Annotated in this window: 13 protein-coding genes; 7 read left to right on the forward strand and 6 right to left on the reverse strand. The window is 66.6% G+C overall.

All coding sequences use genetic code 11. The annotated features are described in order from the left end of the window. Positions 1-19: 19 nt before the first annotated feature. Positions 20-4,426, reverse strand: a complete 4,407-nt coding sequence (locus E1N52_RS08885) for a DNA translocase FtsK (protein WP_133182002.1) — start codon at positions 4,424-4,426, stop codon at positions 20-22. Between the two features lie 211 nt (positions 4,427-4,637). Then, positions 4,638-5,321, reverse strand: coding sequence for an META domain-containing protein (locus tag E1N52_RS08890; protein ID WP_133182004.1), 684 nt, complete (start codon positions 5,319-5,321; stop codon positions 4,638-4,640). Between the two features lie 190 nt (positions 5,322-5,511). Here E1N52_RS08890 and purT point away from each other — a divergent pair, with 190 nt between their 5' ends. From purT to E1N52_RS08915, 5 genes are all read left to right on the forward strand, one after another. Then, positions 5,512-6,735 carry a formate-dependent phosphoribosylglycinamide formyltransferase gene (gene purT, locus E1N52_RS08895; protein ID WP_028205735.1) on the forward strand — a complete coding sequence of 408 codons (1,224 nt, stop codon included), beginning with the start codon at positions 5,512-5,514 and terminating at the stop codon, positions 6,733-6,735. A gap of 36 nt (positions 6,736-6,771) precedes the next feature. After that, complete coding sequence (locus E1N52_RS08900) at positions 6,772-7,161, forward strand: MliC family protein (protein WP_246089003.1); 390 nt, start codon at positions 6,772-6,774, stop codon at positions 7,159-7,161. A gap of 115 nt (positions 7,162-7,276) precedes the next feature. Continuing rightward, positions 7,277-8,923, forward strand: coding sequence for an acetolactate synthase large subunit (locus tag E1N52_RS08905; protein WP_133182008.1), 1,647 nt, complete (start codon positions 7,277-7,279; stop codon positions 8,921-8,923). A 24-nt stretch (positions 8,924-8,947) separates the two neighbouring features. Further along, positions 8,948-10,384, forward strand: a complete 1,437-nt coding sequence (locus E1N52_RS08910; protein ID WP_133182010.1) for an aldehyde dehydrogenase family protein — start codon at positions 8,948-8,950, stop codon at positions 10,382-10,384. A gap of 565 nt (positions 10,385-10,949) precedes the next feature. Next, positions 10,950-12,434, forward strand: a complete 1,485-nt coding sequence (locus tag E1N52_RS08915) for a DEAD/DEAH box helicase (RefSeq protein ID WP_133182011.1) — start codon at positions 10,950-10,952, stop codon at positions 12,432-12,434. A 69-nt stretch (positions 12,435-12,503) separates the two neighbouring features. Here the strand turns inward: E1N52_RS08915 and gluQRS are convergent, their stop codons facing one another. Together gluQRS and E1N52_RS08925 are read right to left on the reverse strand one after the other, a co-directional pair. Further along, a complete protein-coding gene (gene gluQRS, locus E1N52_RS08920) occupies positions 12,504-13,478 on the reverse strand; it encodes a tRNA glutamyl-Q(34) synthetase GluQRS (RefSeq protein WP_133182013.1) in 975 nt (324 codons plus the stop codon). Beyond that, the gene (locus tag E1N52_RS08925) at positions 13,453-14,334 is read right to left on the reverse strand and encodes a sulfurtransferase (RefSeq protein ID WP_133182015.1); all 882 of its coding nucleotides are present in this window, start codon (positions 14,332-14,334) and stop codon (positions 13,453-13,455) included. Before E1N52_RS08925 ends, gluQRS begins: the two co-directional genes overlap by 26 nt. Positions 14,335-14,617: 283 nt before the next feature. Here E1N52_RS08925 and dnaE point away from each other — a divergent pair, with 283 nt between their 5' ends. Further along, positions 14,618-18,175: a DNA polymerase III subunit alpha gene (dnaE, locus tag E1N52_RS08930; RefSeq protein WP_133182017.1), complete on the forward strand. Its 3,558-nt coding sequence runs from the start codon at positions 14,618-14,620 to the stop codon at positions 18,173-18,175. 69 nt (positions 18,176-18,244) lie between these two features. On the opposite strand, the gene E1N52_RS08935 is transcribed toward dnaE, so the two are convergent. Together E1N52_RS08935 and E1N52_RS08940 are read right to left on the reverse strand one after the other, a co-directional pair. Further along, a complete protein-coding gene (locus E1N52_RS08935; protein ID WP_133182019.1) occupies positions 18,245-19,078 on the reverse strand; it encodes a glycosyltransferase family 2 protein in 834 nt (277 codons plus the stop codon). Further along, positions 19,075-20,214 carry a glycosyltransferase family 2 protein gene (locus E1N52_RS08940; RefSeq protein WP_342777833.1) on the reverse strand — a complete coding sequence of 380 codons (1,140 nt, stop codon included), beginning with the start codon at positions 20,212-20,214 and terminating at the stop codon, positions 19,075-19,077. The genes E1N52_RS08935 and E1N52_RS08940 overlap by 4 nt, the downstream gene beginning before the upstream one ends. On the opposite strand from E1N52_RS08940, the gene msbA reads away from it, so the two are divergent. Beyond that, entirely contained in the window at positions 20,171-21,955 is a 1,785-nt protein-coding gene (msbA, locus tag E1N52_RS08945; RefSeq protein WP_133182021.1) for a lipid A export permease/ATP-binding protein MsbA, read from the forward strand. The two genes, E1N52_RS08940 and msbA, sit on opposite strands and share 44 nt — an antisense overlap. The last annotated feature ends 12 nt before the right edge of the window (positions 21,956-21,967 follow it).

A 21,967-nucleotide genomic window follows, 5' to 3' on the forward strand; every position in this document is an offset into this window, starting at 1 on the left:
GCGAGGCGCGCCTTCTTCCTTACTCGCCCTGCCCGCCGCCGGGCACGAGCACTTCGCGGCTGCCGTTGATGCCCATCGGCGAAACGAGTCCCGCCGTTTCCATCTGTTCGACCAGACGCGCGGCGCGGTTGTAGCCAATGCGCAGTTGCCGCTGCACCGACGAGATCGACGCGCGCCGCGTGCGCACGACGAATGCGACGGCCTCGTCGTAGAGCGGATCGGCTTCGGCCTCGGGCGAGTCGCCGAACAGGTCCTGCGGCGCGCCTTCGGCAGCCGGGCCGTCGAGAATGCCTTCGACGTACTCGGGCTCGCCGAACTGCTTCAGATACTCCACCACGGCGTGCACTTCCTCGTCGGCGACGAACGCGCCGTGCACGCGCTGCGGGTAGCCCGTGCCCGGCGGCAGGAACAGCATGTCGCCCTGGCCGAGCAGCGACTCGGCGCCCATCTGGTCGAGAATCGTGCGCGAGTCGATCTTCGACGAGACCTGGAACGCCACGCGCGTCGGAATATTCGCCTTGATGAGACCGGTGATGACGTCCACCGAAGGACGCTGCGTCGCGAGAATCAGGTGGATGCCGGCGGCGCGCGCCTTCTGGGCGAGACGCGCGATCAATTCTTCGATCTTCTTGCCCGCAACCATCATGAGGTCGGCGAGTTCGTCGATCACGACGACGATCATCGGCAGCGGCGAGAGCGGCTCGGGCGATTCCGGCGTGAGCGAGAACGGGTTGCCGATCTTCTTTTCCTGCGCTTCGGCGTCGCGGATCTTCTGGTTGAAGCCCGCGAGATTGCGCACGCCCACCGCCGACATCAGCCGGTAGCGCTTCTCCATCTCGCCCACGCACCAGTTGAGCGCGTTGGCGGCGAGCTTCATGTCGGTCACGACCGGCGCGAGCAGATGCGGAATGCCTTCGTACACGGAAAGCTCGAGCATCTTCGGATCGATCATGATGAGCCGCACGTCCTCGGGCGTCGCCTTGTAGAGGAGCGAGAGGATCATCGCGTTGATCGCGACCGACTTGCCCGAACCGGTCGTGCCCGCCACGAGCATGTGCGGCGCCTTGGCGAGATCGGTGACGATCGGATGTCCGACGATGTCCTTGCCCATCGCGATCGTGAGCTTCGACTGCGAACGATGGTACGGCGCCGATTCTAGGATCTCGGACAGGCGGATCATCTGGCGGCGGGCGTTCGGCAATTCGAGGCCCATGCAGGTCTTGCCGGGAATCGTTTCGACCACGCGGATCGACGTGAGGCCGAGGCCGCGCGAGAGATCCTTCATGAGGCCGACGATCTGGCTGCCGCGCACGCCGAGCGCGGGTTCCACTTCGAAGCGCGTGATGACCGGACCCGCCGAGGCGCCGACCACCGTCACGGGAACTTTGAACTCCTGGAGACGCTGCTCGATGAGCTGGCTCGTTTCGGCGAGCTTCTGTTCGGAGACGGGCTCGATCTCGGACGATGCGCGCTCGAGCAGTTCGAGCCCCGGCAGTTCGACCGCCGATGCGCTGAGCGGCTCGAATGCGAAGGACGTGGGCGCGTGGCCGCGCACGGGCGCGCGCTGGACTGCGGGCTCGGGGGCTTCGACTGCTTCGGGTGCTTCGATTGTTTCGACGGCTTCGATTGTTTCGATTGTTTCGATTGTTTCGACGGCTTCGGATGCGGACTCGAAGTCGGGGCTCGCGGCGCTGGTTTCGGTCGCGATGGCGGGGTAGGGCGCCGTGGGGGCTGCAATCGGGGTGGCGATCGGTGTCGCTGGCTGCGAGGGAATCGGCGTGAGCGTGGCCTCGGCAGGTGCAGGACGGCTTTCTGTCTGCGTTTCGGCAACCCACGGCGGCGTTGCTACGGGTGCCGGTGCCGGCGCCGGCGCTGCGGGCAGGGGCGTCGCGTCAAAAGCCGTTGCTTGAGTCGCAGGCGCGCCCATTGCCGGCAAGGCCTCAGGCGCTGCGTCGAACGGCGTCGCGGGAGCCGCATGCGCAACCGTCGGCGCGACATGTGCAGGCGTCGCGTGTGCGGCTGTTTCGAACGTGCTGCCGTACGTGCCGTACGCGGATTCGTCGCGGGTCGTCGTCGATGCCGGTTCGACGACGTCGGCGTACGGGCTGACGTCGAGCGGTTGCTCGCTAATGGGCGCTGCATGCTGTGCAGGCGCCGCGGGGGCTTCGGGTTGCGCCTCGCGAGCGAAGCGGGGGAAGTGCACGATGTTCGACGCGGCCGATGTGTCGAGCGGGTCGTGTGCTACGTGCACGTCGTGCGATTCGGCCGGAGCGGGTTGCTCCACCGGTGCGATTGCGGCAACCGGTGTTTGCGTCGCTGCGGGCACGGGCACGGGCGCCGTCACGGCAGGAATCGCCATGGCCGGCGCGGGAGCCTGTTCCTGCACCGTCGATGGACTGAACGTGAAGAGCGGTTCGACCGCGTGCGTCTCGGTGGGGTCGGCAGCCGACGGTTCGTCGTCGAGCAGGATCCACGGCATGCCGTGATCGAGCATTGGCCAGGGCGCGGGCGTCGCGGCTTCCTCTGCCTCAGCCTGTACCGGCTCGGCGTGCGTCGCCTCGCTCGAAGCGCCGTACGTGGCTTCGTCCGCGTGCGTAGGCATCGGCTGCCAGGGACTCGGCGCAGCCGTGTAGCCAGCGCTGACCGAATTCGGCTCGGACGATGGCGGGTGCTGTGCCGCGGCAGAGTAGGGCGCAGCGTGCGCAACTGGCGTCACGGCTGTCGTCGTGTCGCTCGGTTGCGGCGAAGCGTGCGTTTCCTCGAACGGTTGCACACTCGGGCTTGACGAAACGTAGCCCACGTCCTGCTGCGGGACCGGAGCGGACGTCGATTCCTGCGGCCCGGCCGAAGTCGTCACCGGTGCCGCCGCCGTCGCGATCTCCGGCGATGCGCTCGGGAATTGCGCGCGCGTTTCCTCTTCGCCCGCGAGCGTACCCGCTTCGTCCAGGGTGCGGCGTGCGAGGCTCGCGCCGGCGAGCGTGGTCCAGCGTGCGGCGTTTTCTTCGATCGAGCGCAACGTTTCGAGCACGCTCGTCGAAAGCGGTGCTTCCGCCTGCGGCGTGCCGGTGGGCGCCGGGCGCGAGTAGGCGGGCGTTGCGGGCGGCGCTTCGGCCAGATGCGAGCCGAACGGTGCCGTGCGGGGCGCACTCATGGGCGGGCGAGGGTTCACGCGCGCGGGCTGCCCCTGCCAGACGTACGGTTTCGGCGGCTTCGCGACGCGCGGCGGCGCGGCGGCCGCGGCACGGGCGGCTGTGCTGCCCGCCGCAGGCGGCGGCGCCGTGCGGCGCGGCATGATGGGTTGTGCGAACGGCGAAGTCAGCGGATCGATCGGCGCCGTCGTCGTGCCGAACGCGGCACTGCGCGCGGCGGCTGCAGCTGCGGCGGCACCGGCCGCGAGCGGCGCACCGTGCACCGCCGCGGAAGCTGAAGCCGTGCGCGCTGTCGCGCCTGTCATTGCGGCGGCCATGGCCGGTCGCGTTTGAGCCGTTTCTGCCCGCCACGGTGCATTGGGTTGCGCGGGGACGCCCTGTGCCCCGTGCGCACCCGCCATTTCCTGCATTGCGCTCGCACCGCGCACCGGCTGGCGGCGCGCTTCGCCGAGCGGCGCGCCTGGCTGCAACGGCGCGCGCGGCGGCTCCATCGGTGCTCGCGACATACCCGTAGGCGGCGTTTGCCCCGGCGCACGCGTGCCGCGCAGCCAGTCGGCGGCCGCGGTCGGTTCGGTGCGCGCCCAAGCCGCGGAAGGATCGGCGGGAGCACGGAAGCCTGGTTCCGCACGCCATGACCCAGCATCGGCAAAAGCGTCCTGTGCGGTGGCAGCGGCCGACGCTGCGCCGAGTCCCGCGGCCATCGCACCGGCTGTACGCGGGGTATCGCGACCCTCGCGCATGTCACGCGCGGGCGGGCGCCAGCTTGTCGGCCGTTTGCGTCGCGAGCCGTCGCCCGGCATCGGCGGATTGAAGGTGGCGGCGCTATGCGTGGGCAGTCCCTCTTCGGCCGCGGCGCGGCGGCTGCGGCGTTCGCGGCGCGGGCTGTCTTCAGTGTCACGCGCGGCGCGGATGTTCAGACCGAGCCCGAGCGAAATGTCCGCCCACGCGAGGAATTCGCGCCAATGGAAGTCGAGCAGCCACGGCAAGCTCACGAGGAGGAGCGCCGTCATCGCGAGCGGCGCGGCCACATGGCCGATGAGCTTGCCGAGTCCGCCCGAAAGTGCATGGCCGAGCGCGTTGAACCCGGCGATGTCGATGAGCGTCGCTTCGAGCGCGCAGCTCGCCACGATCACGCCGACGAAACCGAGCCAAAGCCGGATCGTGCCCGGGCCGCGCAGGCCCGCGCCGCCCGGCAGCACGGACTTGACGAGCCGCCAGATCAGAGGGATGAACCAGACGGCCGAAACGCCGAACCAGCCAGGAACTACCGTGTGCATGCCAAAGATGTACGTAGAGAAGGTGTGCGACGTGTGGAGTGTAACCGCTCGGCCCCTGCGCGCCGCCATCCACATGAGGGCGGTGTTGCGCGCGGCCCGGCGGGCGTTGCGCGGCCGACACGCCAAAGACCCGGCGCACGCCGTTTTGGTTCGCGCGCAACAAAAAAAGAGCCGCGCCGGGCAAGGGCGCGGCAGCTCATGTGCGCAGCGTTCACTGCGCCGGTTTGGCGTCGGAGGCGGGCGTCGGGGCCGGGCCTGTGCCTGGTTCGGCGCCCTGCTCGGCGAACGTCAGGCGGTCGCCGTCTTCCAGCACGAGAAAGAGCGATTGCGGATGGCGCATCTGCACGCCGGAGCGCGCGATATGCGAGAGCGCCTCCAGATAGGCGCCCTCGATATCGCCGCCTGCGCCGATGCAAGCCATGCGCGTGCCGCCGAGCTGGCTGAACGAGAGCAGGCCGTTCTTGAGCGTATAGGCGCCGAAATAGCGGTTGCAGCCCGAGAAGCCGCTTGCGCGGCGCTGACCGCTCTCGGTCGAGAGGTCGAGCGTGATGGGGCGAGCGTCGGGGTTTTCGGTGCTGTCGACGTGGGCGTTCGGGCCCGGCAGGGCGCGCAGCGTGCCGTCGGCGCGCTTCCATTCCACGAGCTGCCAGTGCGTGTTGTCGAGCAACTGGGTCGTCGCGGGGTTGAACGGATCGGGCAGCGGCGCGGAGGCGTCCGTGTGCACGGGCAGCTTGCACGCGCAAACCAGCAGGGCCGCAGCGAGCATCGCCGTGCGCGAGGCCAGCTTTCGCGCGAATGTGCCTTGGGCAGGGCGCAGGCGCTGGCGCATATTCACGCGCGGACCCTGGCTCGGTGCCTGGGTCGGCATCTGGCTCGCCGTCTGGCTAATAGGCATCGCATCGTTCCTCGTAATCGACGAAGGCGTAAGCGTAACGCACCGCGCTGCAGCATGCGAGCGCAAACGTGCGCGCGCCGCGCCTGAACCGGTCGGCCGCCGACGCGCCAAAGCGCCTCGCCGCGTCAAGGCCGCGTGTTAACATCGGCGCTCTTACGCATTTGCGCCATACCGCCATTCTGGAGACATCATGCAAACCCGCCCCCGCATCGGCACGCCGCTTTCCGCTTCCGCCACCCGTGTCATGCTGCTCGGCGCGGGCGAGCTTGGCAAGGAAGTGATCATCGCGCTGCAACGTCTCGGCGTCGAGGTGATTGCCGTCGATCGTTACGAAAACGCGCCCGGCCATCAGGTCGCGCATCGCGCCCACGTGATCGACATGGCCGATCCCAAGGCGCTGCGCGCGCTCATCGACGCGGAACGCCCGCATCTCGTCGTGCCCGAAATCGAAGCGATCGCCACCGACGCGCTCGCCGCCGTCGAGGCCGAGGGTGTCGCCGAGGTGATCCCCACCGCGCGCGCCGCGCAGCTCACGATGAACCGCGAGGGCATCCGCCGCCTCGCCGCCGAGGAACTCGGCCTCGCCACCTCGCCCTACGCGTTCGCCGATTCGCTCGACGAGCTGAAGGCGGGCGTCGCCAAGGTCGGCTATCCGTGCGTGGTGAAGCCGGTGATGTCGTCGTCCGGCAAAGGGCAGTCGGTCGTGCGCAGCGATGCGGACGTCGAGCGCGCCTGGGAATATGCGCTGGCGGGCGGCCGCGTGAACCGTGGGCGCGTGATCGTCGAGGGCTTCATCAACTTCGACTATGAAATCACGCAGCTCACCGTGCGCGCCATCGACCCGGCCAGCGGCCAGGTGCAAACGTATTTCTGCGATCCGATCGGCCACCTCCAGGTCGACGGCGACTACGTCGAATCGTGGCAGCCGCAGCCGATGAGCGCGAAGGCGCTCGAGCGCTCGCGCGAGATCTCGCACAAGGTGACCGAGGCGCTGGGCGGACGCGGTCTGTTCGGCGTCGAGCTGTTCGTGCGCGGCGACGAGGTGTGGTTCTCGGAAGTGAGCCCGCGCCCGCACGACACGGGGCTCGTCACGCTGGCTTCGCAGCGCTTCTCCGAATTCGAACTGCACGCCCGCGCGATTCTTGGCTTGCCCGTCGATACGACGGCGCGCGGTCCGGGCGCCTCGGCCGTGATCTACGGCGGCATGGACGCGCGCGGCATCGCGTTCGAGGGCGTTGCACAGGCGCTGGCCGTGCCGGGCGCGGATCTGCGCCTGTTCGGCAAGCCCGAGAGCTTCGTGAAGCGCCGCATGGGCGTCGCGCTCGCCACGGGCGCCGACACCGACGAGGCCCGCTCGCGCGCCCGCGAAGCCGCCGCGGCGGTGCGTCCGGTACCGGGCGACGCGGCCCAGTAAATGTATAGCGCGGCGCCAACGCAACCCACGGAGAACATGATGATCGATGCTCGAAGCGGTGCATTCCGGTTGGCGGCAGCGTGCGGTCTCGCCGCCGCGCTGCACGTGGGCGCGGCGAATGCGGCGGCTCCGCTCGAAGTGCGTGACATCCAGGTGCAGTCGCGCCATACGTTCAGCTATACCTGCGCCAACAGCAAGACCTTCAAGGTCACCTACCTCAATGCGGCCAACGGCCAGAGCTTCGCGCTCGTGCCCGTGCAAGGCCGCAAGCTCCTGTTCGTCGGGGTGATCGCCGCTTCGGGCGTGAAGTACGTCGCCGACCGCTACACATGGTGGACCAAGGGCCCCGGCGCGGATCTCTACGACGTCACGTCCGACGCGAGTCCGAAGCCGGTGCTCTCGGGCTGCGCGACGATCATGCGCTGACGCCGGACGCACGCTTCACGACACATTCCGCCCTGCGGGAGTAACCTGTCGGCCTGTTCGCGAAGGCCGGCTGCCGCCCGCGCCGCCGGCCACGCTCTTGCCAACGAGGTGGTCGATGAAAGCATCGGATCTGTTCGTCAAGGCGCTCGAAGCCGAAGGCGTCGAGTATGTGTTCGGTATTCCCGGGGAAGAGAACCTCGATCTGCTCGAATCGCTGCGGCGCTCGAAGATTCGTCTGATCGTCACGCGCCACGAGCAGGCTGCGGGCTTCATGGCCGCCACTTACGGGCGGCTGACGGGCCGCACCGGCGTGTGTCTGGCCACGCTCGGGCCGGGCGCCACCAACTTCGTGACCGCCGCGGCCTACGCGCAGTTGGGCGGCATGCCCATGCTGATGGTCACGGGCCAGAAGCCCATCAAGTCGAGCAAGCAGGGCCATTTCCAGATCGTCGACGTGGTGCGCATGATGGAGCCGCTCACCAAGTACGCGCGTCAGATCGTCTCCATCGGCAACATTCCGGCGCTCGTGCGCGAGGCGTTTCGCCAGGCCGAGCAGGAGCGGCCCGGCGCCGTGCATCTCGAACTGCCCGAAGACGTGGCCGACGAAGAGGGCGACGGCAAGCCCATTCCCAAGAGCTTCAGCCGCCGGCCCGTGGCCGAGGAAAAGGCCGTCGCGCACGCGGTCGGGGCGATCTGCAAGGCGCGCCATCCGCTTCTCATGATCGGCGCGGGGGGCAACCGCAAGACCACGCGCAACGTGCTGCGCGAGTTCGTCGACGAAACCGGCATCCCGTTCTTCACCACGCAGATGGGCAAGGGCGTCATCGACGAGTCGCATCCGCTCTGGCTCGGCAACGCCACGCTTTCGGACGGCGACTTCGTGCACCGCGCGATCGAGCACGCCGACTGCATCATCAACGTCGGCCACGACGTGATCGAAAAGCCACCGTTTTTCATGCGCAGCGCGGAAGAGAGAACCGTCATCCACGTGAATTTTCTCGGCGCGGAAGTCGACCCCGTGTATTTCCCGCAGATCGAAGTGGTGGGCGATATCGCCAACGCCGTGTGGCAGCTCAAGGAGAGCCTGAAACCGCGCGAGCACGCGTGGGACTTCGCGCGCTTCGAGGAGATCAAGCGCCATTTCGAGGCGCATCTCGCCAAAGGCCAGCACGACGAGCGCTTTCCCATGTACCCGGTGCGGCTCGTGCACGACGTGTACGGCGCGATGCCCGACGACGGCATCCTGTGCCTCGACAACGGCATGTACAAGATCTGGTTCGCGCGCTACTACCGCGCACGTGAGCCCAATTCGATCCTGCTCGACAACGCGCTCGCCTCGATGGGCGCGGGGCTGCCCTCGGCCATCGCCACGAAGATCGTGCATCCGCAGCGCAAGGTCGTGGCGGTCTGCGGCGACGGCGGCTTCATGATGAATTCGCAGGAACTGGAGACGGCGGTGCGCCTGAAGCTCGATCTCGTCGTGCTGCTGTTGCGCGACGACGCGTTCGGCATGATCCGCTGGAAGCAGGAAAACATGAATTTTCCCGATTACGGGATGACGCTGCAGAACCCCGATTTCGTCGACTATGCGCAGAGCTATGGCGCGCATGGCCACCGCGTGGGCTCGGCGGACGAACTCAAGCCGCTCGTCGAGCAGTGCCTCGCGCAGCCGGGCGTGCATGTGATCGACGTGCCCATCGACTATTCGGACAACGAGCGCGTGCTCAATCGCGACATCAAGCGACTGAGCGCGCAGCTTTGACGCCGCACTTACGGAGAACCCGTCATGCTCAAACCGACTTATCCGTACTATCTGGCCAACGAGGCCGTCGCCGCCAATACCGACCTCGAAGTCACCGACAAATACAGCGGCGAAGTCGCCACGCGCGTCGCGCTCGCCGACGCGAAAGCGATCGACCAGGCCATCGCGGCGGCCGAAGCCGCCATGCCCGCCATGCGCGCGTTCCCGCCGTACAAGCGCCAGGCCGTGATCGATCATTGCGTGGCGCGCTTTCGCGAGCGCTTCGACGAGCTGGCGATGGCGCTGTGCATCGAGGCGGGCAAGCCGATCAACGATTCGCGCGGCGAGGCCACGCGCCTGATCGATACGTTCCGCGTGGCCGCCGAAGAGAGCGTGCGCATCGACGGCGAGATCGTGAATCTCGAGATTTCGGCGCGCGCGAAGGGCTATCACGGCTACGTGAAGCGCGTGCCGATCGGGCCGTGCTCGTTCATCTCGCCATTCAATTTCCCGCTCAATCTGGCGGCTCACAAGGTCGCACCGGCGCTCGCCGCGGGCGTCCCGTTCGTGCTGAAGCCCGCGAGCCGCACGCCGGTCGGGGCGCTCATCATCGGCGAGGTGCTGGCGGAAACCGACCTGCCCAAGGGCGCGTTCTCGATCCTGCCCGCGCACCGCGACGGCGCCGACCTCTTCACTACCGACGAGCGCTTCAAGCTGCTTTCGTTCACGGGCTCGCCCGCGGTGGGCTGGGACCTCAAGAAGAAGGCGGGCAAGAAGAAGGTGGTGCTGGAGCTGGGCGGCAATGCGGCGGCTATCGTCGACGGCGATCAGGGCGGCAAGCTCGATTACGTCGTGGACCGGCTCGCGTTCGGCGCGTACTACCAGTCGGGGCAGAGCTGCATCGGCGTGCAGCGCATCCTCGTGCACGCGTCGATTTACGACGCGCTGCGTGAGAAGCTCATCGCCAAGGTCAAGACGCTCAAGATGGGCGACCCGAAGGACGAGAAAACCTTCGTCGGGCCGATGATCTCCGAGTCCGAGTCGAAGCGTCTGGCGGGCTGGATGGAGAGCGCGGTGCTCGCGGGTGCGAAGATCGTCGCGGGCGGCAAGGTGGACGGCGCGATGTTCGAGGCCACACTGCTCGAAGACGTACGCCGCGACACTGACCTCTACCGCAAGGAGGCGTTCGGGCCGGTTGCGATCCTCGAGCGTTTCGACGATTTCGGCCAGGCGATCGACATCGTCAACGACAGCGATTTCGGCCTGCAGGCGGGCGTCTTCACGGATTCGCTCGCCAACGCGCATCGCGCGTGGGACGGGCTCGATGTGGGCGGCGTGGTGATCAACGATATTCCGTCATTTCGCGTCGATAACATGCCGTACGGCGGCGTGAAGGACTCGGGCCTCGGGCGCGAGGGCGTGCGCTACGCGATCGAGGATATGACCGAACTGCGGCTGATGGTGATGCGCGAGACGTGGTGAGCAGGGAGCAGCGGGCTGGCGGAAAAAGGGTGCGATGCTTCGCCGCATGGCGCGTGGGGATTTCCCGTGCGCCATGTTGCAGAACGCATGGCCCGCTGCCATAGGGATTTATGCCAAGGTGCTACAATACCGGCCTTTCGGCCCTTTGCGCCTGCCGCAGAGGGCGGGCAGAACGCCGGCAACAAGCAGGCAGCAAGCCGCCCCGAGGCTTGCTGGATCGGCCTGAATCGCCGATCGAGCCGTTTTGACATATCCGGTGCGCACGCCCGTCAATAGACGAGGACGGCGCCGGAACCATCTGGAATCGAGCGAGTCTGGCTGGGTTGAACCCGAGCGAGCGCGGCGATGAAGCCTGCGCCCCGTCCCCGGCAGATTCTATCGTCGTCCACAGGCCATCCCGGGCCAACCGTTTGCCGGGAGGCCCTCGCGGGCTTGTGTTCCGTCCGTCGCCGCAAGGTGCCCGATGTGTTGTCCGGCACCTTTGCATCGACCTGCAATGCCCAGCAGTGACCTTTTGAGGCGCTCCCGCGCCTTGCGCGAATAGCGCCTTTATAGCGAAGCCACCATGTCCGACACAGCCGTCACGCCCAGCACTGCGAACTTTGACCAGTTTGGTCTGGCCCCCGAAATTCTCAGGGCCATCAAGGAGCAGGGCTACACGACGCCCACGCCGATCCAGGCGGAGGCGATTCCCGTGGTGCTCACGGGCCGCGACGTGCTGGCTGCAGCGCAGACTGGCACGGGCAAGACGGCGGGCTTCTCGCTGCCGATCCTGCAACGCCTCTTGCCGTTGGCGAGCACGAGCGCTTCGCCCGCCCGCCATCCGGTGCGCGCGCTGATTCTCACGCCGACGCGCGAACTGGCCGACCAGGTCGCCAACAACGTGCGCACCTACGCGCAGCACACGCCGCTGCGCAGCGCGGTGGTATTCGGCGGCGTCGACATGAATCCGCAGTCCGATGAGCTGCGCCGCGGCGTGGAAATCCTGATCGCGACGCCTGGCCGCCTGCTCGACCACGTGCAGCAGAAGACCACGAGCCTCGGTCAGGTGCAGATGCTCGTGCTCGACGAAGCCGATCGCATGCTCGACATGGGCTTCCTGCCCGACCTGCAGCGCATCCTGAACCTGCTGCCGAAGGAGCGCCAGACGCTGCTCTTCTCGGCCACGTTCTCGGGCGAGATCAAGAAGCTTGCGGCGACCTATCTGCGCACGCCGCAGACCATCGAGGTGGCGCGCAGCAACTCGACCGCGACCAACGTCACCCAGGTGGTGTACGAAGTCGCCGAGGGCGACAAGACCGGCGCGGTCGTTCAGTTGATCCGCGACCGGGGCCTGAAGCAGGTGATCGTGTTCTGCAACAGCAAGATCGGCGCGAGCCGTCTGGCGCGCCAGATCGAAAAGCAGGGCATCGTCGCGGCCGCGATCCACGGCGACCGCACGCAGAGCGAGCGCATGCAGGCGCTCGACGCCTTCAAGCGCGGCGAAATCGAGGCGCTCGTGGCGACCGACGTGGCCGCGCGCGGCCTCGACATTGCCGAGCTGCCCGCCGTCATCAACTTCGACCTGCCGTTCAACGCCGAAGACTACGTGCACCGTATCGGCCGCACCGGCCGTGCAGGCGCCTCGGGTGACGCGCTGTCGCTGTGCAGCCCGAACGAGAAGAAGCAGCTCGCCGATATCGAGAAGCTCATCAAGCGCCCGCTGACCGTGGAGCGCCTCGTGGTCGACGTGCCGGTGCCGCACGAGGGTGGCGGCCGCCGGCGCGAGCGCGACGGCTATGAAAGCCGCGAAGGCCGCGGTGAACGTGGCGAGCGCGGCACGCACCGCCGGGCGGCGTCGTTCGAGCGCCCGCATCACCATCGTTCGCAGCCGATCGACGACTTTTTCCTGAAGCCCTACGAGCCCTCGGCGAGCGCGCGCAGCAAGGCCGAAGACAAGCCCGCGAACGCCGCGCCGCAAAAACAGCAGTCGAAGCAGCCGCTCGCGGCGCTTCTGGGCGGCCTCGGCTCGTCGTGGCGCAACAAGCCGACGTCGTCTTCGTCGAGCTGAGTTCGAGCGCGATAGATTCGCGCAGCGCAGAAAAACGGCATGTCGCTCCTGGCGGCATGCCGTTTTTGTTTATGCGGCCGGCAATTGCGCGAGCCGCCGCTTCCACGCATCGATCGCGTCGAGCTGGAACGCTGCGAGCGTCGCGGGCGCGGGATCGTGCAATTCGAGGCCCAGGTGCCGCGCGGCGGCCATCAGCGCTTCCAGAGGGCGTGACGCATCGAGGGCCTGCGCCCCGGTCTGCTTCGAGAGCTTTTCTCCATCCGCGTTCGTGACGACCGGCACATGCAGATACGCGGGCGTTGGCACGCCGAGGCACTGCTGGAGCCAGATTTGCCGCGCCGTCGAGTCGAGCAGGTCCGCACCACGCACCACGTGCGTGATGCGCTGTTCGGCGTCGTCCACGACCACGGCGAGCTGGTAGGCCCACTGGCCGTCCGCGCGCAGCAGCACGAAATCGCCGACTTCGGTCGCGAGGTTCTGGTGCTGTTGGCCTTGCCAGCGGTCGTCAAAGCGAATCAGTGAGGAATTGGCGTGCGCGCCTGCGGGTTCGTCAGTAGTGTCTTCGTCAGGCACGCGCAGCCGCCACGCACGGGCGGGCTTGCCGTGCAGGCCGTCGCGGCAGGTGCCCGGATAGATCAGCGTGGTATTGCGCTGGTGCATGCGCAGTTGCGAATCGGCGATTTCCTTGCGCGTGCAGCCGCACGGGTAGGCGTGACCTGAAGCGATCAGCCGGTCGAGCGCCGCGCGGTAAAGATCGGTGCGGCGGCTCTGCCATTCGGGCGGCTCGTCGGCGTGAAAGCCGAAGGCCGCGAGCGTCGCGAGGATGTCCTCAGCTGCGCCCGGTACGGTGCGCGGGCCATCGATGTCCTCCACGCGCACGAGCCAGGCGCCGCCATGCGCTCGCGCGTCGAGCCAGCTCGCCAGCGCCGAGACGAGCGAGCCAAAGTGCAGCGGGCCAGTGGGCGAGGGCGCGAAGCGCCCGCGATACCCTTGCGGCGTTGCGCTCACGCGCGCGGCTTTAAGCGGCAGCCTGAGCCGCTGCATCCGTCGCGCTCGCGCGCTCCGGATGGCACGCCGGGCAGCTCTTGCCCACTACGTAGAGCGGCGAAGCCTGCTCCTGCGGCGTCACAACGGCACGGCACGCGAAGCACTGCACGGTGTCCGTCGGTTCGAGCTGCGGATTGAGCGCGGTGCGCTGGTCGAACACGAAGCAGTCGCCGCTGTAATGCGCGCCGCCCACTTCCTCGAAGTACTTGAGAATGCCGCCTTCGAGCTGGTACACGTGCTCGATGCCCACTTCCTTCATGTGGATGGCCGCCTTTTCGCAGCGGATGCCGCCCGTACAGAACGACACGACCGTCTTGCCTTCGAGGTCGGCGCGGTTCGCCTCGATCACGGCGGGGAATTCGCTGAACTTGTCGATGCGGTAGTCGAGCGCCTTGTCGAACGTGCCGACATCGATTTCGAACGCGTTGCGCGTGTCGAGCATGACGACGGGGCGGCCTTCGTCGTCGAAGCCGCGGTCGAGCCATTGCTTGAGCACGACGGGCGCCACGGAAGGCGCGCGGCCTTCCTCGGGGCGGATCGCGGGCTTCTTCATCGTGATGATCTCGCGCTTCAGGCGCACGAGCATGCGGTTGAAGGGCCGCGTTTCGGAGATGCTTTCCTTGAACTTCAGCGTCGCGAACTTGCCCTCGAAGAGCGGATCGTGATTGATGAAGTCCATGAAGGCGCGCACGTTGCCTTCATCGCCGGCGACGAACAGGTTGATGCCTTCCGGCGCGAGCAGGATCGTGCCCCGCAAATCGAGCGATTGGCAGCGCTCGAGCACGAGCGGACGCCATTCTGCGGTCTTCTCGAGCGTGGCGAACTGGTAAGCGGAGAGATTGAGGATACGCATGGTGCAACTGGAAAAGCGCCTAAGAAGGCGCGTGAAACCGGAGCCGGGCGCGCGTGCTACCTGTCACTATGGGTCCCCACTGGGATTCCCCCGAAAACGGGAATTGGGGCAGGGCGCGCGGCGGGCGCAATCCGCTATTATCCCTCAATCGCGCCTCGCGCCGCCTGCGGCGTAGTCGACACGTCGCGCGGCGGCGCTGTGCCCGCGCAAGGCGCTGGCCAGGCGGCCAACATCACTTGCCCATGCGAGCGTGCGCCGAAAATCGCGTGCCCCTGAAGGTACAATGACGGCCATGTCAGATCCCCGCTTCGTCCATCTCCGCGTCCACTCCGAATTCTCGATTGCCGACGGCATCGTGCGCCTCGACGACCTCGTCAAGGCGGCGGCCAAAGACGGCCAGGGCGCGCTCGCGCTCACCGACCTCGGCAACGCATTCGGCCTCGTCCGTTTCTACACCGAAGCCCGCGGCAAAGGGGTCAAACCCATCGCCGGCTGCGACGTCTGGATCACCAATCCCGACGACCGCGACAAGCCGTCGCGCCTCCTGCTGCTGGTGAAGAACAAGCGCGGCTACCTGAATCTGTGCGAGCTGCTTTCCAAGGCGTGGCTCACGAACCAGTATCGCGGCCGTGCGGAAGTCGACGTTGCGTGGCTCGAAGAAGGGCTGGCCGAGGGCCTGCTCGCGATCTCGGGTGCGCAACAGGGCGACGTGGGTCTCGCGCTCGCGGCGGGCAATGTGGAAAGCGCCAAGCGCCATGCGCAGCGCTGGGCGAAGCTGTTCCCGAACGCGTATTACATCGAGCTGCAGCGCTGCGGCCAGCCTGGCGGCGAGCAGTATGTCGAGCAGGCGGTGGCGCTCGCGTCGCAACTGAAGCTGCCGGTGGTCGCCACGCACCCCATGCAGTTCATGACCGACGAGGAATACACCGCGCACGAAGCGCGCGTGTGCATCTCGGAGGGTGACATCCTCGCGAATCCGCGCCGCCAGAAGCGCTTCACGACTGATCAGCGTTTTCGCACGCAGGAAGAAATGGCCGCGCTTTTCGCGGACATTCCTTCGGCAATCGCGAACACCATCGAGATCGCGCGGCGCTGCAATCTGACGCTCGAACTCGGCAAGCCGAAGCTGCCGCTGTTCCCGACGCCCGACGGCCTCTCGCTCGACGACTATCTCGTGCAGCTTTCGAGGGAAGGTCTCGAAAAGCGCCTCGTGCAGCTGTATCCGGACGAAGCCGAACGCGAACAGGAGCGCGCGCGCTACAACGAGCGGCTCGAATTCGAGTGCGGGACCATCATCAAGATGGGCTTCCCGGGCTACTTCCTGATCGTTGCGGACTTCATCAACTGGGCGAAGAACAACGGCGTGCCGGTGGGGCCGGGCCGGGGGTCGGGTGCGGGCTCGCTCGTCGCGTACGCGCTCGGCATTACCGATCTCGATCCGCTGCGCTACAACCTGCTGTTCGAGCGCTTCCTGAATCCGGAACGGGTATCGATGCCCGACTTCGACATCGACTTCTGCCAGCACGGGCGCGACCGCGTCATTCAGTACGTGAAGGAGAAATACGGTGCGGATGCCGTCTCGCAGATCGCGACTTTCGGCACCATGGCCGCGAAGGCCGCGGTGCGCGACATCGGCCGCGTGCTCGATCTCGGCTACAACTTCACCGACGGTGTCGCCAAGCTGATTCCGTTCAAGCCGGGCAAGCACGTCACCATCGCCGACGCGATGAAGGAAGAGCCGCTCCTGCAGGAGCGCTACGACAACGAAGACGAAGTGCACCAGCTGCTCGACCTCGCGCAGCTCGTCGAAGGTCTCACGCGTAACGTGGGCATGCACGCGGGTGGCGTGCTGATCGCGCCGGGCAAACTCACCGACTTCTGCCCGCTCTACACGCAGGGCGACGAAAGCGGCGTCGTGAGCCAGTACGACAAGGACGACGTGGAAGCCGTCGGCCTCGTGAAGTTCGACTTTCTGGGCCTGACCACGCTCACGATTCTCGACTGGGCCGAGCGCTATATCCGCATGCTCGATCCGTCGAAGAAGGATTGGTCGCTCGCCGAAGTGCCGCTCGACGACGCGCCGTCGTTCCAGATCCTCAAGAAAGCGAATACGGTCGCCGTGTTCCAGCTGGAAAGCCGCGGCATGCAGGGCATGCTGAAAGACGCGCAGCCCGATCGCTTCGAGGACATCATTGCGCTCGTGGCGTTGTATCGTCCGGGCCCGATGGACCTGATCCCGAGCTTCTGCGCGCGTAAGCACGGCCGCGAAGTGGTGGAGTATCCCGATCCGCGTGTCGAACCTGTTCTGAAAGAGACCTACGGCATCATGGTCTACCAGGAGCAGGTGATGCAGATGGCGCAGATCATCGGCGGCTACTCGCTCGGCGGCGCGGACTTGCTGCGTCGCGCGATGGGCAAGAAGAAGCCCGAGGAGATGGCCAAGCACCGCGAGATTTTCGCGGAAGGCGCGGCGAAGAACGGCCTCACGCGCGAGAAGGCGGACGAGACCTTCGACTTGATGGAGAAGTTCGCGGGCTACGGCTTCAACAAGTCGCACGCCGCCGCGTACGCGCTCCTCGCTTATCACACGGCATGGCTCAAGGCGCACCATCCGGCCGAATTCATGGCGGCGAATATGTCGCTCGCCATGGACGACACCGACAAGGTGAAGATCCTCTTCGAGGATTGTCTGACCAACAAGATGGTCGTGCTGCCGCCGGACGTCAATGCCTCGGCGTACCGCTTCGAGCCGGTGGCCGACGCCAGCGTGGCCGAAGGCAAGCGCTCGCGCACGATCCGCTACGGTCTCGGCGCGATCAAGGGCAGCGGCCAGAACGCCATCGAAGAAATCTTGCGCGCGCGTGAAGAGGGCGGTCCGTTCAAGGACCTGTTCGACTTCTGCGAGCGCATCGACCGTCGTCTCGTCAATCGCCGCACGATCGAAGCGATGATCCGCGCCGGCGCGTTCGACACGATTCACGCGAACCGCGCGCAGTTGCTCGCATCCGTGCCGATGGCGATGGAAGCCGCCGACCAGGCGAGCGCCAACGCCATGCAGGCCGGCCTCTTCGATATGGGCGACGCGCCGCTCGCCGCGCACGAACTGGTGGACGAGCCGGCATGGGGCGAGAAGCGCAAGCTCCAGGAAGAGAAAGCGGCGCTGGGCTTCTACCTCTCGGGCCACCTGTTCGACGCCTACAAGGACGAAGTGCGCCGCTTCGTGCGCCAGAAGATCGGCGAGCTGAAGGAAGGGCGCGACAAGCTGATCGCGGGTGTGATCGCTTCGTTGCGCACGCAAATGACCCAGCGCGGCAAGATGCTGATCGCGCTGCTCGACGACGGCACCGGCCAGTGCGAAGTGACGGTGTTCAACGAGCAGTTCGAAGCGCACAAGGCGCTCTTCAAGGAAGACGAGCTGCTCGTCGTGCAGGGCGGGGCGCGCAATGACGCGTTCACGGGCGGCATTCGCTTCACGGTGGATACCGTGATGGATCTGGAGCGAGCGCGCAGCCGCTATGCGCAAGCCGTGAAGCTGCAGATGAACGGCAATGCCAATGCCGGCGCGCTGCGCACGGTGCTCGAAGCGTATCGCGCGAAGCCCGACGACTCGCTTCCGGCGCCTGCCACGGAAACGCGGGGCCGCGGCGGCTTCGGGCGCGATCGCGGCGAGCGCGCGCAAGCGGTCATTCCGAACGGGCTCGCGGTGCAGATCGCTTATCGTAACGATCGAGCGGAAGGCGAAGTGCGTCTGGGCGACGCCTGGCGCGTCAAGCCTACCGACGATCTGCTCGCCGCGCTGCGTGGCGAGTTCGCGGGCAGCGAAATCGAGATCGTGTACTGACGGGATTGGGCGGTATGGCAGTCTTCACTGCTGCCATGCCGCACCGTGGTTCTGCGAAACACTCGTCGTTTAACTCGCGAGTTCGGCCAGACCGCGTTCGGCGCGCACGGTGCCGTCCGCGATTCGCACCTTGACCCTTGCCTCGTTGGAGCTTGCCTGCGCGCGCGCTTGCTCGCGGTGCCACAGGTGGAAGATTTCCGTGGCATAGGCGCCGAGCTTGCGGTGCACGCCGCAATTGGCGAGCCGGGCCACGAAATCGGCGTCCTCGTGCCCCCAGCCGGTGAAGCTGGTATCGAACCCGTTCACGCGCTCGATGTCGCTGCGCCAGGCGCTCATGTTGCAGCCCTTGATACCGCGCCACTTGAACTGCTCGATCACGCGCCACTTGCGATCCGGCAGCTTGACGAAGAGGGGCGCGATCTTGTTGACGTGGCCAGCGAGGCGTTGCTGCACCCAGAAGCCGAAGCCTTTGTCTGCAAGCGGGATCGTCTGTGCGATCACCTGTTGCGTGAGCGTTTCGTCGAGCAGGATGCGGCTGCCGGTGATGACGGTGCGCTCGCTCGCGAGCTGCCGATGGCGCGCAACGAAATCGTGCTGCGTGACGCAGTCGCCGTCGAGAAAGATCAGGTAATCGCCGCGGGCCTGCACGATGCCCTTGTTGCGGATCTCGGCGAGGCGAAAGCCGTCGTCCGGGTGCCACACGTGCTCCATGCGCACCGGACTCGACGCCGCGCAGCGCTCCACGGTTTCGCGGGTCGCATCGGCCGAGCCGTCGTCGGCGACGATGATTTCGTAGCGCGTGTCGGACTGCGCGCTCAAGCTGGCCAGTACCCGTTCGAGCGCATCGGGCCGGTTATAGGTGCTGACGATCACCGAAATCAGCATGTCGCGACGCGCGTTCATCGGCTCTCCGGCGCGGCGTCGCGGGCTTTTGACGCGGCGGACTGCTGTGTTTCGAGGAGCATGAGCTTCAGGTAGCGGTAATAGGTGCCTTCGGCGTTGGAGATCGCCAGCACGAAGCCCATCTTGCCGTCGAGAAAGCCGCGCTGAATGATCCAGCTGCGCACAAACGACCAGAAGCCGTGCAGCAACGCCTTGCGCAGGCCGCCGCGCTTGCCGCGAGCCGCACCCTGGGTCGCGCCGTAGGTCGAATAGCTGTCGATTTTCCCGAGCACTTCGGAGAAGTCGCGGAAGCTGTAGTGAATCAGCGCCTGAGTGAGGGTGCCGACCCGCGCCTCGGGCGCGGCGATCACGCGTTCGTGTACGAGATCGTTCGAAAAGCGTGCCGCGTCGCGGCGAAAGAGCCGCGTCACATAGTCGGGTGACCAGCCGGAATGGCGGATCCACTTGCCGCAGTAATTCGATTGGCGAGGCACGCGGAACAGGTCGGCGCCGTTCGTCTTCACGCTTGCGAGAATCTCGTCGCGCAGCGCAGGGGAGACGCGTTCGTCGGCGTCGAGCGAGAGGATCCACGGGCCGCGGGCCGCGTCGAGCGCGCGCTGCTTCTGCGGGCCGAAACCGGGCCAGTCGGTATCGACGACCGTCGCGCCGAACTCGCGGCAGATGGCCTGGGTGCCGTCCGTGCTGCCGGAATCGAGCACGACGATTTCGTCGACCCAGCCGTGCACGGAAGCAAGGCAGTCCCGAATATCGTGTGCTTCGTTTTTGACGATGACGATGACGCTGATCGCATCGGGTTTGGCGCTGTCGTTCATCGGCGCTGGCTCGCGATGGCTGGAAGAAGGTGGAGAGGGCAGGAACGCCGGCTGGAGCCGGCCTCGCGTTCGGAGAGCGCTTCGCGCAGACGCTTGCTGCGCGTGCGTTCGTGCCCCGAAGCCGAATCGCTGAGTATATACAAAAACGCCGGCGGCTACGAAACCGCCCCGGCGCCGGCCCCGGCCGGGCAGATACATCGCCTCCTGGGCCGAACGTTTACAATGGCGTACCTGTTTGCCGGGGGGCGGGCAGATTACCCGCATTTTTTTCGAGGAAATTTTGGGCGAGAGATCAACCTTGAGCAAGCCGATCGGCTCCGACACCAAGTCGTCGCCGGTCGTGATTGGCCGGCGGCTGTGGCCGTATGTAAAGCCGCTTATGTGGGTGCTGCTCGCAGGCGTGATCGCGATGGCGGTGGTGGCCGCCACGGAAGCCGGCATTCCTGCGCTGCTCAAGCCGCTGCTCGATCACGGCTTCGGCACGCGCGGCGATCCGAAAGCGAAGTGGCTGGTGCCCGCCGCGGTCATCGGGCTGTCACTCGTACGCGGCCTCGCGCAATACGCGTCCGGCTACTTGCTGCAGTACGTGTCGAACCGCGTGCTGCTCGCGCTGCGCCTGAAGATGTTCGAGCGCATGATTCACGCGAGCGTCGGTTTCTTTCAGCGCGAAACCGCAAGTACGGTCATCAACGCGATCGTGTTCGAGGTCAACCAGATTCTCGGCGTGCTGCTCGGCGTGCTGGTCACGCTCGTGCGCGACTCGCTCACGGTGATCTTCCTGCTCGGCTACCTGTTCTATCTGAACTGGCGGCTCACGTTGATCGTCGCGGTGCTGCTGCCGGCTATCGGCTGGCTCGTCAGCAAGATCAACCGGCGTCTGCGCCGGCTGAACCGCGAGCATCAGATGCTCACGAACGACCTGTCCTATATCGTCGAGGAGACGGTGGGCGGCTACAAGGTCGTCAAGGTTCACAACGGCGAGAGCTACGAAAAGGACCGCTTCGGCGAAATGAGCCGCCGCCTGCGCGGCTACCAGATGCGCATGACGGTGTCGGGCGGGCTCGCGCAGCCGCTCACGCAGTTCCTCGCTTCGATCGCGCTGGCGATCGTCATCACCATCGCCGTTGTGCAGGCCTCGAACGACCAGACGACGGTCGGCGGCTTCGTGGCGTTCGTCACCTCGATGCTGCTCGTGATTTCGCCGCTCAAGCACCTGATCGACGTGAATCAGCCGCTGCAGCGCGGCATGACCGCAGCCGAGCTGATCTTCGGGCTGATCGATGAACCGCCCGAGCCGGCGGGCGGCGGCTTGCCGCTCGAACGCGCGCGCGGCGAAGTGGAGTTCCGCGATGTGTCGTTCGCCTATGGCGCGAGCCACCGTGTGACGCTCGACCATGTGTCGTTCCGCATCAACCCGGGCGAAATGGTGGCGCTCGCCGGTCCGTCCGGCAGCGGCAAGACCACGCTCGTGAATCTGTTGCCGCGCTTTTTCGATCCGAGCGGCGGCCAGGTGATGGTCGACGGCGTATCGATCGCCGATTACGACGTGCATGCGCTGCGCAACCAGATCGCGATGGTGAGCCAGGACGTGGTGCTGTTCAACGACACGGTCGCGAACAACGTCGCCTATGGCCAGACCGCCGACCGCGAGCGCGTGGAGCGCGCGCTGCGCGCCGCGAACCTGTGGGAGACGATCTCGGCGCTGCCTGAAGGCATGGAGACGCTGATCGGCGACAACGGCATGAAGTTCTCGGGTGGCCAGCGCCAGCGCCTGGCGATCGCCCGTGCGATCTACAAGGATGCGCCGATCCTGATTCTCGACGAAGCGACGTCGGCACTCGATTCGGAGTCGGAGCGCCACGTGCAGGCGGCGCTGGAAACGCTGATGCGCGGACGCACGACGCTCGTGATCGCGCACCGCTTGTCGACGATCGAGCGCGCGAACCGCATCCTCGTCATGGATGGCGGCCATATCGTCGAATCGGGCACGCACCAGGAACTGCTCGAGCGGGGCGGCATGTACGCGCACCTGCACAAGATCCAGTATCAGCAGAGCGCGGCCTGACCCTTCTGCGCG

Origin of the sequence: Paraburkholderia guartelaensis, from assembly GCF_004353905.1 — a bacterium.
In the GTDB taxonomy this organism is placed as follows: Bacteria; Pseudomonadota; Gammaproteobacteria; order Burkholderiales; family Burkholderiaceae; genus Paraburkholderia; species Paraburkholderia guartelaensis.